The organism is Carboxylicivirga linearis (assembly GCF_018271995.1).
Taxonomy (GTDB): domain Bacteria; phylum Bacteroidota; class Bacteroidia; order Bacteroidales; family Marinilabiliaceae; genus Carboxylicivirga; species Carboxylicivirga linearis.
On sequence record NZ_JAGUCO010000004.1, the window covers coordinates 120652 to 133974 of the forward strand.

Sequence of the window (13323 nt, forward strand, 5' to 3'; positions counted from 1 at the left end):
ATTCTAGATTTTTTGCTCCCAAAATCTCACATATTCTTTCGCCACATATAAATAATCATGGTGTTCTTCTGCAAATTTTCGGGAAGCCTTGGCTAATTTTGGCAGACTCTTTTTCTGCTTTATTAGATTCTCAAAAACAACGTACATGTCTTCTTCATCAATTGGTAAGTTAATTAATGGAAAATTCTTGTGCTCTTCCATCAATTTATACATATGCTCATCTGCTCCTCCTGCAACTACCATTCCTTTTGACATACCTAGCACTCCATTTAATCCACATCCATACGAATAGAGTTGATCAACCAAAATATGTGAGTTGTTAAATAGCTTTTGATAAACTTCAAAAGGAACGGAGTCTACAATATTCAACATAACATCATTAGGATAGTCTCTTTCTATTTTCTTTAAAACTCGGTGAATTACATCGGTGCCTTTTAACACTTGCCTATCTTTATAATGTCCCATAAAGAAAGAAATCTTCTTAGTGTCTTCCTTTACTTCATTACAAAACATGAACTTTTGCGTTTGAATCGGCAAAGGAATAAATGTAAGCTTTTGACCAAACTGTTCTCTATATGCTAATTCATATTCGGCACAACACGCTGTAATGCCCTTCGCAACCTTTGCTATTTTGTGATTATATTTCTTATATATGTTACTTAATGGAACTTTTACGTATTGTCGCACATAATCATCCTTCAACAAGCTGGCATCATTAAAAACAGATTTAGAATACTTCCCGCTTAATCCATACGACACATAATAATAATCATTGCCATTGGCCCCAAGAAAGATTGATTTATTAAACAGATTAACAAATTCAAAAACCAATCTGTTTATCATTGGCTTGGCATCTAAGAAATTAGGATTTACTAATTGAACCACATCATAACCAATTAGTTTAGGTGTATTTTTAAGAATAGCCCACAATAACTTTATTTTGCGATTTTTACCTTTATAGTTGAAATCTATATCTCTTGGATAATTCTTCCAACCATCACCTGCTGATGCTACAGTAACATCATGCCCCAACTCTTTTAAACCAGCTGCTAAATTAGCATGCAAACCACTAAACTCGCCTAATAATAGTATTTTCATTAAATCTAATTAGAAGCCCTTAATCTAATACCGTATTTATATAGCTTACTCTTAAAATCATATATTGCTCTTAAAATTCGTCCAGGAATTTTTAATAAAAACCTTTGTTTTCTATTAAGCATCTGAGCATCTAAATTAACTAAGTAAACTTGAGCATTTTCTTCAAATCCTGCCATTTTAAATTTGAGGTAATGATTATAGCGATAGAAATTCATAAATTTTCGAAAAGGAAGTCTATCTTCCTCCACATTCAAATGATCATCAAATTGAAGATGCCTTTTGGATAAAATGGGCATATCGGTTATTCTATTACTTCCTTGTAAATTAACAACAACCGTTATTCTATTTATATAAGCTAATTGAGATACTAAACCAGCTCTTATCCACAAGTCTGTATCTTGTCCTGTATCATACTTAGGATTAAACCCTCCAAGCATCATAAAAAATTCCTTTTTTAAACAAACAGATGAAGTACTAACAAGCGAATCAGACAAACTATTTTCGAAGTAATCACATACACCGTAACTGTTTTTTGAATCCAACATTAATGATACATTCATTGGGTATGTACTCTTACCTTCTAACATATATTCATAACCTGTACAATACCATGATACTTCATATTTATTGTTAATTAATTGCTTTAATTTCTTTAGATGTTGGGGATACCAAATATCATCAGCATCAAGAAAAACAATATATTCACTTTTAGCCTTCTCTACCCCAAAATTTCTTGCTATAGAGGGGCCAGAATTTTTAATAGTATAACAAAACAACCGATCGTCTACAATTGAATTAACTACCTCAAGCCCTGAATCAGTGCTCCCATCGTTAACTATAATTAATTCGAAACTTGTAAACTCCTGTTTTAATACTGATTGTATTGTATGTTCTATGTCTCTCTCTTTATTATAAAGAGGAATAACAACTGAAAAAAAAGGCTCTTGAACCATTAACAATTATAGAAAGTATTTGAATATATTAGCAAAAATAATAAAACAGAAAAGTCTTGCCAATTAAAAACACATTTGCTTTTATAAAGAATAACTTACTCTTGAGAACATCTATAAAAAACGCATCTCAAGTAATAGTACGTTTTATTTTAGCATTTTTAAATATCAAAATCCTGGCTTATTTTATTGGTCCGTCAGGATTAGCAATAATTGGACAATTTCAGAACTATCTTCAACTAGGTGCAAATATAGGTAGCGGTGGAATAAATAAAGGGATCATTAAATTACTTGCCGATGATAAAGAACATAAATCCGAGGTTATATCGACAGGAATAATCATTACAGGTTTCATAACCTTAATTGTAAGCATTATTACTTTTATCTTTTCTAACTCAATATCAGTCCTTTTATTTGACAAACTCGATTACACAGTCCTCATAAAATCCTCATCTATATATTTATTTAGTACATCGCTATTAAATTTATATCTCGCTATTTTTAATGGGCTGCAAAAACTGAACTTATTCATAAAAACAAATCTAATAACGTTTATTAGTGCTTTCCTCAGCACCTCTTTATCTGTTTATTTCTGGGGACTGCATGGTGTAATATGGGGAGTTTTACTCTCAAATATTTTTGCTGCTACATGGGCTACTTTCCTAATTAAAAAACACTACCCTATTAATGAAATGACTGCTTCAAAAATCACTGTTCTTAAACTTACCAAATTTAGTTTAATGACACTTGTTTCAGGCATTATCTCACCACTCCTAATCATCATCATCAGAAAACTAATAATTGCTAACACATCAATGGACGCCGCTGGAATTTGGGAAGGTATTAATAGAATTAGTTCAAACTATATCTCATTAATAACTATGTCATTTAGCTATTATTTCCTTCCTCGTTTTTCTTCATTAAAGAATAATTCTCAGATAAAAAAGGAACTAAAACAAACCTACTTAATATTTATTCCCATATTGGTAGCTGGTGCAATAGCTTTATACCTTTTAAGAGATATAATTATAAGTTTATTATTTACCGAAGCCTTTCAACCCATATCCCAAATAATTCACTGGCAACTACTTGGTGATATCTTTAAAATACTCGCCTGGATATTTGCCATATTACTAATTGCAAAAGAAAAGGTAAAAACATATATTTTTACAGAATTACTTTCTTTTGGAACTCAAATAGTACTAGCTTTTTATATGCTCCCTAGATTTGGGATTGAAGGCTCCACATTATATTACTTCTTATCTAACCTTATTTATTTTCTAATTCTCCTCTTAATCATTTACTATAAACTACTCAGACCAGATAATAAAAAAGCGTTATAAATTCCTTTACTTCTTACATCTCCCCTTCATCGGCAAAACTATAATAGGCTGATTCAGTAATAATAACATGGTCTAAAACAGGAATATCCATAATCTTACCTGCTTCCTTCATTTTTTGAGTTATTTGCCTGTCCATGTCACTGGGTTGTATATTTCCACTAGGATGGTTATGACATAAGATTATTGATGATGCCAGATTATCAATAGCTGATTTCAGTATCAAGCGAACATCAATAACGGTTCCGGCAATTCCTCCTTGACTGATTTTATAGCGGGTAATAACTTTATTGGATCTATTCAATAATAAAACCCAGAATTCTTCATGAGGAAGATCACCCAAAACAGGCTGAAAAATATCGTATACATCTTTACTTTGGGTAATCTTTATCCGCTGTCTGGGATCTTGTAGTTTTCTACGTCTCCCCAATTCTAAACAAGCAACCACATTTATTGCTTTAGCATCTCCAACACCATGGTAACTCCCTTTTAAATCGGAAACTGTTTTTTTACCCAAATCATTTAAATTGTTATTGCAATCTTTTAGTATTTCCTTAGCAAGATCAACAGCACTTTGCTTAGAACTTCCTGATCCTAATATTATTGCTAAAAGCTCAGCATCCGATAGTGAAGACAATCCCTTTTCGAGCAGTTTTTCACGCGGCCGGTCTTCTAAGGCCCATTCCTTTATACTAAGGTGTTGGTATGGTTTCATCAGAATCTTTTTATCAAGATAATGATGTATTATGAAAATGAAAAATTTGACATAAAAAAAGCCTTCCATTACAATGGAAGGCATTAGCAGTCCCTAGGAGAATCGAACTCCTGTTTCAAGGATGAAAACCTTGCGTCCTAACCACTAGACGAAGGGACCTTAGAAGCTTTGATTAAAGCTTGTTCACATGGCTAGCTAATTTTGACTTTAAATTAGCAGCTTTATTTTTGTGAATAATGTTTCTTTTCGCCAATTTGTCTAGCATAGAGGTTACTTTAGGAAGCAAGTCCTGAGCAGCTTCTTTCTCAGATGTTCCTCTCAACTCTTTCACTGCATTACGAGTTGTTTTAGCGTAATATCTGTTGTGAAGTCTTCTCTTCTCTATCTGACGTATTCTCTTTTTTGCTGATTGATGATTTGCCATCTTACTACAAATAATATTGTTAAATCTTTTACTTTTGCAGTCCCTAGGAGAATCGAACTCCTGTTTCAAGGATGAAAACCTTGCGTCCTAACCACTAGACGAAGGGACCTTATTGCGTTTGGACTATCATATCTGTCTCAAATGCGGATGCAAAGATATAGCAAATTCAATTCCCTCCAAATATTTTTTCAAAAAAAAATACAAAAAATTTACTCCAAAATGTTAACATCATTGGTAAATAGCTCAATTACAAATAAAAATATCCGATACAAGACAAATTACTCTTATTTCACTTGCGCATCATTTTAGAAATTTATTACTTTGTCACTCGTGAAAAGTGGAAGGATTTGGCTGATTGCAACCACTCAAAAAAAGTGCTAAAACGCATACATTCGTTTTAAACTTCCTTTTTCACATATCATTTTTAAGTAATAACAATATGCAACTCATAGAAGTTGTTGTAATAGTGTATTTGATATGGGATATTTATTTACATCCGAATCGGTTTCGGAAGGTCATCCGGACAAAGTAGCTGATCAGATTTCTGATGCAATTCTTGATGAATTGCTTCGACAGGATCCTGAATCCAAAGTTGCTTGTGAAACATTAGTTACCACGGGTCTTGTTGTACTTAGTGGTGAAGTAAAAACACAAGGTTTTGTTCCTACTCAAAATGTAGCTCGCCGTGTTATTGAAAGAATTGGCTATACAGATGCTGCTTATATGTTTGATTCAGGATCGTGTGGTGTTATCTCGGCTATACATGAGCAATCACCAGATATTAACAGAGGGGTGGAACGAGAAAGTGAAGATGAACAAGGTGCCGGCGATCAGGGAATGATGTTTGGTTATGCCTGTAAAGATACCGAAGACTACCTTCCACTTCCTTTATATTTATCTCATATATTATTAAAGGAGTTGGCAGCTATTCGTCGCGAAGAAAAAGAAATGACTTATTTGCGTCCAGACTCAAAAAGTCAGGTAACCATTGAGTATGATTCGAATAACAAGCCTTTAAAAGTACATACTATTGTTGTTTCAACGCAGCATGATGAGTTTGATGAAGATGAGGCTATGCTTTCTAAAATTAAGGAAGACGTTCAAAATATATTAATAACCAGAGTTAAAGCCATCTTACCTGAAGATCAACAACACCTGTTTAATGATTATATTTTACATGTTAATCCTACAGGTAAGTTCGTAATTGGAGGTCCTCATGGAGATACTGGTCTTACTGGACGTAAAATAATTGTTGATACATACGGTGGTAAAGGAGCTCATGGTGGAGGTGCCTTTAGTGGTAAAGACAGTTCTAAGGTTGACCGCTCAGCCGCATATGCAACCCGTCATATTGCCAAGAACCTTGTGGCTGCGGGTGTAGCTGATGAGATTTTAGTACAAGTAGCATACGCTATTGGTGTAGCTAAGCCTGTTGGTTTATACATTAATACATATAGAACAGCTAAGGTAAACCTAACAGATGGACAGATTGCTGAAAAAGTGGAGGGTATTTTTGACATGCGTCCAAGCGCCATTGTAAAACGTTTTGGTTTGAAGAATCCAATTTTTGAACCAACAGCAGCTTATGGTCATGTAGGTCGTACACCATATAAAGATGAAGTAGAATTTATCGAAAATGGTCAGAAACTAATGAAGGAAGTAGAATTCTTTACTTGGGAAAAACTTGACTATGTCAATAAAGTAAAAGAGGTATTTAGCCTTTAAAATTAATAAGCAACATTATACAAAGGGGACTATTAGGTCCCCTTTTCTTTTGCATACATCACCACAAACACACCTCTTATCAAGTTCAATTTGAAGACATTCTGCCTTTTATTACCTTCGAATCCAACCAGAATGTCAAATAATGAGAAAGTCCATTTTAGCCATATTCCTTTCATTATCGATTACATTAATAAAGAGTCAGGATATCCCATATCATATAAGTAATGAAACCGTTTACGATTTCATTGATGAATTAGCCAACAAAGGACTAATCGATATTAATTCATGCATCAAACCTTACAATCGCCAACAAATTGCTAATTGGCTTGTAAGTTGCGACCAGAACACAGCTTTAACACCGAGGCAACAAAAAGAACTTACATTTTATCTAAAAGACTTTAATAAGGAGCTACAAACTGGAAAATCATTTGATAAGCGTTGGGATCTTTTCTATCATAGCGACTCTCTCTTTAAACTTACAATCAATCCTATTATTGGCGGGCAATTTTTTAACAATAGCAATAAAACGGTGTACCACAGATGGGGAGGTGCTGAATTTTATGGCTCCATTGGTGACCATGTTGCAATTTATGGTAGCCTTAGAGACAATTATGAATCACAATTTTTAGGCGGTCCTGGATACATTACCCAAAGGCCTGGTGCAGTATACAAGGGAGACAATGACGATAAAGACTACTCCGAGACCCGGGGTGGCATTGTTTATTCTTGGAAATGGGGAAGTGTTGGCTTACACAAAGATCATTTTCAATGGGGAAATAACTATAGTCAATCAACCATCTTTTCTGGTAGAACACCTTCTTACGGATACATTTCATTTAAAATGTCACCTACAAAATGGTTTGACTTTAATTACATACATGGCTGGTTGATAAGTGAGGTAATTGATAGTTCAAGAACGTACCCAGTTTTCAATGGGGAACGAGAAGCCTTTACAAATAAATTTATTGCGGCCAACATGTTTACTGTTCGCCCCTGGAAAAAGTTCAATATCTCATTTGGTAATTCAATAGTCTACAGCGATGTAAATTTCAACCCCACTTTTGCTGTACCCTTTCTTTTCTATAAATCGGCCGACCATACATATAACTCGTGGGATAATTGGGTTGGACAAAATGCACAAATGTTTATCGACATCAATAGTCGGCAGATAAAAAAACTTCATTTATACACCAGTCTTTTTATTGACGAGATCAGCATAAATAACATGTTTAAAAAAGATGAGCAATCGAACGATATAGCTTGGAAAATTGGAACCAGAGTAACAGATCTGTTTCCCAACACTTCCATTACTGCAGAATATACTATTACCAGGCCATTAGTTTATCAACACTTTGTACCTTCCCTAACATACATGAGCAATCAATATTCATTAGGAAGTTATACTCTTGATAATTCAGATGAACTCTTCTTGATGATCAAATTTAAGCCAATGAGAGGTTTGGATCTTACGGCCAACTATACCTATATCAGAAAAGGGAAAGATTATCAACATATTTTTGATGACAATGAAATGGACTTACATCCTGAGATTAATCAGGATCAGGAAGAAATTAGAAGAGGATTACCTTTCATGAATGAAGTACGATATAAAAATACTAATTTTACCCTCAAAGGCCGTTATCAGATTATAAATGATGGATATGTTTTTGTTGAATATCAACAAAATTCATACAGTGGACCTGACAAAGAAAAGTACATTAACCCCTATTTCTTAGCAGGTAATCAAATCGTTTCAATAGGTATGAACTTCGGCTTTTAAAATATTTAAACCGCACCAAAGGAAGACAGAATGAAACAACATAGAATGGTAGACCTGCAAAGTCAATATAAAAGACTAAAAAGCGAAATTGACGATGCTATGGCCAATGTATTAGAACAAACTAATTTTATCAATGGTCCTGCCGTAAAATCATTTCAATCAAATCTTGAAGAATACCTGAATGTAAAACATGTAATACCTTGCGGCAACGGAACAGACGCCTTGCAAATTGCTTTAATGGCTTTGGACCTTCAGCCTGGCGATGAAGTAATAACATCAACATTTACATTTATTGCCACCGTTGAAGTGATTGCATTATTAAAATTAAAACCTGTTTTGGTTGATGTTGATCCCGATACATTCACCTTGATTCCTGAAGAGATTGAAAAGTCCATCACCTCCAAAACACAAGCTATCATTCCAGTACATCTGTTCGGACAAGGAGCCGAGATGAATGCCATCATGCCAATTGCCCAAAAATATAACCTTAGTGTGGTGGAAGATACTGCTCAAGCTATTGGTTGCGATTATAAGTTCAATTCCACGATAACAAAACTAGGTACCATTGGTGATATTGGTTGTACATCGTTTTTCCCATCAAAAAACCTTGGCTGTTTTGGTGATGGCGGAGCATGCTTTACCAACAATGATGCATTGGCTGAGAAAATGCGCATGATTGTTAATCATGGCTCTAAGAAAAAATACTATCATCAGATTATAGGTATTAACTCAAGACTCGACACTTTGCAGGCTGCTATATTAGATACCAAGCTAAAGCATCTGGATAACTTTAACCAAAGAAGACAAAAAGCTGCAAGTTGGTATGATCAGGAACTAAAAAACATTGAAGATTTACAAATACCATCCAAATCTTCTAAATCAGATCATATCTTTCATCAATACACTTTAAAAGTAAAAGATGGGAAAAGAGATGAATTACAAAGCTATCTGAAAGAAAATAATATTCCATCAATGGTATATTATCCGGTGCCATTGCACGAGCAAGAGGCTTTTACTGAGTATCAGGATAAAGATATCAGCTTAGCTAATTCCGAAACATTAAGCTCTGAAGTACTATCTTTACCCATGCACACCGAGCTAACAGAAGAACAATTAAAGGATATCACCACTACCATTAAACGCTTTTTTAATCATGAATAGCAAGAGTTATTTCGCCCACGAAACAGCCGTAATTGACGATCCATGTATTATTGGTGATGGAGTTAAAATATGGCACTTCTCACACATCATGCCTTACTGCATTATTGGTGATAACTGCAACATTGGCCAAAATGTAGTCATCTCACCCGATGTGGAACTGGGCAAAAATGTTAAAGTGCAAAACAATGTTTCTATTTATACCGGCGTTATATGTGAAGATGATGTATTTTTGGGTCCGTCAATGGTGTTTACCAATGTCATCAATCCACGAAGTGCCATTAACAGAAGAGGCGATTATCAAAAAACAACTGTTAAAAAAGGAGCTACCATAGGCGCCAATGCTACTGTGGTTTGTGGTCACGACATTGGCGAATATGCTTTTATTGGCGCTGGAGCTGTGGTAACTAAAAACATTCCGGCTTATGCTTTGGTTGTGGGTAATCCATCAAAACAGATTGGCTGGATGAGTGAGTATGGACATCAACTCGAATTTAATGATGAAAATATAGCCATTTGCCCCGAAAGTAATGAGAAATATTTACTGGAGCATAACAACGTAAGAAAGTTAACTAAATAGATGAGTACAAATCAAAAGATAAAATTTGCTGTAATTGGCCTTGGACATATTGGCAAGCGTCATTGCGAAATGATAAAACGTAATAGCGGAGCCGAATTAGTAGCTATTTGCGACATTAAAAAACAAGAAGAACTAAATTGGGATAGCGATTTACCATATTATCATTCAGTCAATGATTTATTAACCAATCACCCAGAAGTAGATGTTGTTAATATATGCACACCCAATGGATTACATGCCAAACAAGCCATCGAAGCTTTAGAAGCAAAAAAACACATAGTGGTAGAAAAACCAATGGCATTGAATAAGACAGATGCTGAAAAAGTAATTTTTAAAGCTTTGCAAATGTCAAAGCAGGTATTTGCCGTAATGCAAAACCGTTACTCGCCACCAAGTGTTTGGTTGAAAGAAATGGTAGAAGAAAAACGCTTGGGAGATATCTTTATGGTTCAGCTCAATTGTTACTGGAACCGCGATGATCGCTATTACAGTAACGGTAATTGGCATGGCAATAAAGAGCTTGATGGAGGAACTTTATTCACCCAGTTCTCTCACTTCATTGATATTATGTACTGGCTATTTGGCGATATAACCAATATCAATGGCAACTTTAAAGATTTTGCTCATCAACACTCCACCGATTTCGAAGACAGCGGCTTTGTAACCTTTGATTTTATTAATGGTGGCACTGGAAGCCTTAATTACAGCACTGCTGTATGGGATAAAAACCTGGAAAGCAGCATTACCATTATCGGAAACCAGGGTACTGTTAAAGTTTCGGGTCAGTATATGAACGAGGTAGTTGAATGTCATGTCAAAGATTATGAAATGCCGGTTTTGGCTGAATCCAATCCTCCAAACGACTACGGACCTTATAAAGGATCGGCCGCCAACCATCATTATATTATTGATAATGTTGTAGAAGTGTTAAAAGGAAATACAACCATTACTACTAATGCCTTAGAAGGGCTAAAAGTAGTTGAAATGATTGAAAGAATTTACCAAAATAAACCTAGTAACTTATAAATCATGTTAGAAAAATTACTCAAAAAGGAAATCAAATTATCCGTTGTGGGACTTGGCTACGTAGGCTTACCAATTGCTTTAGAATTTGCAAGAAAAATGTCAGTTATTGGATTTGACATCAAAGAAGAACGAGTTGATTTGATGCGCAAAAACATTGATCCAAGTGATGAATTGGAAAGTTCAGCTTTTGATGGATGCGATATTACTTTCACCAGTAAGCCTGAAGATTTAAAGCAAGCCAACTTCCATGTGGTAGCAGTACCTACTCCTATCAACCAACATAACCTACCTGACCTGAAGCCACTTTTAGGAGCTACCAAAACAGTAGGTAAAGCATTAAAAAAAGGTGACTATGTTGTGTTTGAGTCAACTGTCTATCCAGGTTGTACCGAAGACGATTGTGTTCCTATACTGGAAGCGGAATCAGGACTTAAGTTTAACGAAGACTTTAAGGTTGGTTACAGTCCCGAACGTATTAATCCGGGAGATAAAGAACATACCCTAACAAAGATATTAAAGATCGTTTCGGGTAGTGATACTGAGTCGGCAGAGGTTATTGAAGCAGTTTATGCCAGCATTATTAAAGCAGGAATCCATAAAGCTAGTTCAATAAAAGTAGCAGAAGCAGCCAAAATTATCGAAAACACTCAGCGAGATGTAAACATCGCTTTAATGAATGAACTTTCGTTGATTTTCGACCGAATGAATATCAATACTTTTGAAGTATTGGAAGCTGCCGGAACGAAATGGAATTTCCTGAAATTCTTCCCTGGTCTGGTTGGAGGTCATTGTATTGGAGTTGATCCATACTACCTAACCTATAAAGCCAACGAACTGGGTTATCACTCAAAAATAATTACCGGAGGAAGAACCATTAATGACTCAATGGGTGGTTATGTTGCCAAAACCATTGTAAAAAAGATGATTTCCAACGGCAATAAAATCAACGGAGCCAAAGTTCTGGTAATGGGTGCTACCTTTAAAGAGAATGTAAGTGATATAAGAAATTCGAAGGTGGCTGATGTTGTTAATGAACTAAAGTCATTTAGTGTACATGTGGATGTGATTGACCCACATGCTTCTTCTGATGAGTTGATGCATGAATATGGTTATGGATTAATTGATGAAATTAAGGAAAAATACAATGGTATTATTGTAGCTGTTAACCATACTGAATATGTAAAACTTGATGAAGCCTATTTTAAATCTATTATGGTTGATGAAGGTGTTTTTGTTGACATTAAAGGTATTTATAGAGGAAAAATAAATAACCTTACATACTGGAGTTTGTAATATACAATATTTAAAAATAAAAGCCGGATAGTTAAAAAGATTATCCGGCTTTCTTATAATAATTATTTCACTTTAATTTTCTTAGCAATACTCTTTGGCAACGCATCTTTATGAATCATCACCGAAACCGTATGCAAACGCACATAACTCTCCGACATATTTAAATATCCACCAAAGGCATTACTTTTTTCGCCCCAACTATTTTTTGTTTTGTAATAGACTGTTCCATTCTGATCTTTAACCATTCCGGTTATATGCATTAAATGATCATCGGTGGACTGCCATGACAGAAAAGCCTCCTGACGAATTGCTGGTGTAATACTTTTCTCAGCCTGAGGTTCAAATCCCTTGCTTTCATCAGCAGGAACCAAAGCAACACCTTCCTTATGTGAAAAGAACTTCTCGCTTACATCGCCATCCCACACCATTGAATAACCATTAGCCAATGCATTATTAATAACCTCCATTAATTCATCCAGTGGCAGATTATAAAATCGGTCGTGCGACCAGTTATCAGGAATTTCCAGATCAACTAGCTTATAATATGGGTAGTTTGTGTAAGAAGTCAATTCAATATAATCATCAGGATTAATCTTCATCTTTGCAGCAAATTCCTGAGGTGTCTTTCCATCTACTTTTTCAGGAATTTCTCCTAAATAATTATCCAGCACACTGCCTAACACTTCATACCAAACAGGATTTGGGGAAGCCGAACGTTGACTGATAAAATTATCCAACAATACTTTTTGTGATAACTCCAACTCGGTATGATTGTGTGGTTTGCTTACTTCTCTGCGACCCGGATACGCCTCTTCTGTTGCCATACCATATGCACGGATACTATTCATCACATCATGAGCCAAACCTCCCTGACTAAAATTACCCTTTCCGTGCAACATCACATATTTTTGAGCTTTTTTAGGATATACATAGCGAACAAAATACATCTCCGACAAGTCCAGTTCTGGCCCTCCAAGGCGTATAACTTCCGTTTCAACAAACGAAGTGGTACTAAAAGCCCAACATGTACCTGTTCTATCCTGACTTTTTACAGGTGTTGTTTTGATGTTGTAAACATCAGTAAATTCAAATTTTGATTCGTTCTGGGCATTGACATTTGCAATCAACACCAACCCCAGCAACAGGTTAATAATTCGTTTCATTCTTTAATGATTTTGGTTTATCAGATAAAAAAATGAGCTCCGGGAAGAGCTCATCCAAATATAGTCTTTTT

General features: G+C 35.1%; 12 protein-coding genes and 2 tRNA genes. 7 read left to right on the forward strand and 7 right to left on the reverse strand.

Annotated elements, in window-relative coordinates; genetic code table 11:
* Positions 1-3: 3 nt before the first annotated feature.
* Together KEM10_RS08050 and KEM10_RS08055 are read right to left on the reverse strand one after the other, a co-directional pair.
* The gene (locus KEM10_RS08050) at positions 4-1098 is read right to left on the reverse strand and encodes a glycosyltransferase (protein ID WP_212215477.1); all 1095 of its coding nucleotides are present in this window, start codon (positions 1096-1098) and stop codon (positions 4-6) included.
* Between the two features lie 5 nt (positions 1099-1103).
* A complete protein-coding gene (locus tag KEM10_RS08055; RefSeq protein ID WP_212215478.1) occupies positions 1104-2051 on the reverse strand; it encodes a glycosyltransferase family 2 protein in 948 nt (315 codons plus the stop codon).
* A 56-nt stretch (positions 2052-2107) separates the two neighbouring features.
* Here KEM10_RS08055 and KEM10_RS08060 point away from each other — a divergent pair, with 56 nt between their 5' ends.
* A complete protein-coding gene (locus KEM10_RS08060; RefSeq protein ID WP_212215479.1) occupies positions 2108-3391 on the forward strand; it encodes an O-antigen translocase in 1284 nt (427 codons plus the stop codon).
* A gap of 13 nt (positions 3392-3404) precedes the next feature.
* Here KEM10_RS08060 and radC read toward each other — a convergent pair whose 3' ends face one another.
* The 4 genes from radC to KEM10_RS08080 form a co-directional block, all read right to left on the reverse strand.
* Positions 3405-4103, reverse strand: coding sequence for a RadC family protein (gene radC, locus KEM10_RS08065; protein WP_212215480.1), 699 nt, complete (start codon positions 4101-4103; stop codon positions 3405-3407).
* Positions 4104-4190: 87 nt separating this feature from the next.
* Positions 4191-4262, reverse strand: a tRNA-Glu gene (locus tag KEM10_RS08070).
* A gap of 13 nt (positions 4263-4275) precedes the next feature.
* Positions 4276-4527 carry a 30S ribosomal protein S20 gene (rpsT, locus tag KEM10_RS08075; protein ID WP_212215481.1) on the reverse strand — a complete coding sequence of 84 codons (252 nt, stop codon included), beginning with the start codon at positions 4525-4527 and terminating at the stop codon, positions 4276-4278.
* Between the two features lie 37 nt (positions 4528-4564).
* Positions 4565-4636, reverse strand: a tRNA-Glu gene (locus KEM10_RS08080).
* Between the two features lie 368 nt (positions 4637-5004).
* On the opposite strand from KEM10_RS08080, the gene metK reads away from it, so the two are divergent.
* From metK to KEM10_RS08110, 6 genes are all read left to right on the forward strand, one after another.
* On the forward strand, positions 5005-6252 hold the full coding sequence (gene metK / locus KEM10_RS08085) for a methionine adenosyltransferase (protein WP_212215482.1): 1248 nt from the start codon (positions 5005-5007) through the stop codon (positions 6250-6252).
* 142 nt (positions 6253-6394) lie between these two features.
* On the forward strand, positions 6395-8032 hold the full coding sequence (locus KEM10_RS08090) for a hypothetical protein (RefSeq protein WP_212215483.1): 1638 nt from the start codon (positions 6395-6397) through the stop codon (positions 8030-8032).
* Positions 8033-8062: 30 nt separating this feature from the next.
* Entirely contained in the window at positions 8063-9193 is a 1131-nt protein-coding gene (locus KEM10_RS08095) for a DegT/DnrJ/EryC1/StrS family aminotransferase (RefSeq protein WP_244825641.1), read from the forward strand.
* Complete coding sequence (locus KEM10_RS08100) at positions 9186-9770, forward strand: acyltransferase (protein WP_212215484.1); 585 nt, start codon at positions 9186-9188, stop codon at positions 9768-9770. Before KEM10_RS08095 ends, KEM10_RS08100 begins: the two co-directional genes overlap by 8 nt.
* The gene (locus tag KEM10_RS08105) at positions 9771-10796 is read left to right on the forward strand and encodes a Gfo/Idh/MocA family protein (protein ID WP_212215485.1); all 1026 of its coding nucleotides are present in this window, start codon (positions 9771-9773) and stop codon (positions 10794-10796) included.
* Positions 10797-10799: 3 nt separating this feature from the next.
* Positions 10800-12089: a nucleotide sugar dehydrogenase gene (locus KEM10_RS08110; RefSeq protein ID WP_212215486.1), complete on the forward strand. Its 1290-nt coding sequence runs from the start codon at positions 10800-10802 to the stop codon at positions 12087-12089.
* Between the two features lie 62 nt (positions 12090-12151).
* Here KEM10_RS08110 and KEM10_RS08115 read toward each other — a convergent pair whose 3' ends face one another.
* Positions 12152-13252, reverse strand: a complete 1101-nt coding sequence (locus KEM10_RS08115) for a C1 family peptidase (protein ID WP_212215487.1) — start codon at positions 13250-13252, stop codon at positions 12152-12154.
* Positions 13253-13323 lie beyond the last annotated feature (71 nt).

Excerpts from the sequence above, each read along its gene's own strand:
- rpsT (WP_212215481.1), bottom strand. The coding sequence starts at position 4,527 with ATGGCAAATCATCAATCAGCAAAAAAGAGAATACGTCAGATAGAGAAG.
- KEM10_RS08090 (WP_212215483.1), top strand. The coding sequence starts at position 6,395 with ATGAGAAAGTCCATTTTAGCCATATTCCTTTCATTATCGATTACATTA.
- KEM10_RS08095 (WP_244825641.1), top strand. The coding sequence starts at position 8,063 with ATGAAACAACATAGAATGGTAGACCTGCAAAGTCAATATAAAAGACTA.
- KEM10_RS08105 (WP_212215485.1), top strand. The coding sequence starts at position 9,771 with ATGAGTACAAATCAAAAGATAAAATTTGCTGTAATTGGCCTTGGACAT.
- radC (WP_212215480.1), bottom strand. The coding sequence starts at position 4,103 with ATGAAACCATACCAACACCTTAGTATAAAGGAATGGGCCTTAGAAGAC.
- metK (WP_212215482.1), top strand. The coding sequence starts at position 5,005 with ATGGGATATTTATTTACATCCGAATCGGTTTCGGAAGGTCATCCGGAC.
- KEM10_RS08050 (WP_212215477.1), bottom strand. The coding sequence starts at position 1,098 with ATGAAAATACTATTATTAGGCGAGTTTAGTGGTTTGCATGCTAATTTA.
- KEM10_RS08100 (WP_212215484.1), top strand. The coding sequence starts at position 9,186 with ATGAATAGCAAGAGTTATTTCGCCCACGAAACAGCCGTAATTGACGAT.
- KEM10_RS08110 (WP_212215486.1), top strand. The coding sequence starts at position 10,800 with ATGTTAGAAAAATTACTCAAAAAGGAAATCAAATTATCCGTTGTGGGA.
- KEM10_RS08055 (WP_212215478.1), bottom strand. The coding sequence starts at position 2,051 with ATGGTTCAAGAGCCTTTTTTTTCAGTTGTTATTCCTCTTTATAATAAA.
- KEM10_RS08115 (WP_212215487.1), bottom strand. The coding sequence starts at position 13,252 with ATGAAACGAATTATTAACCTGTTGCTGGGGTTGGTGTTGATTGCAAAT.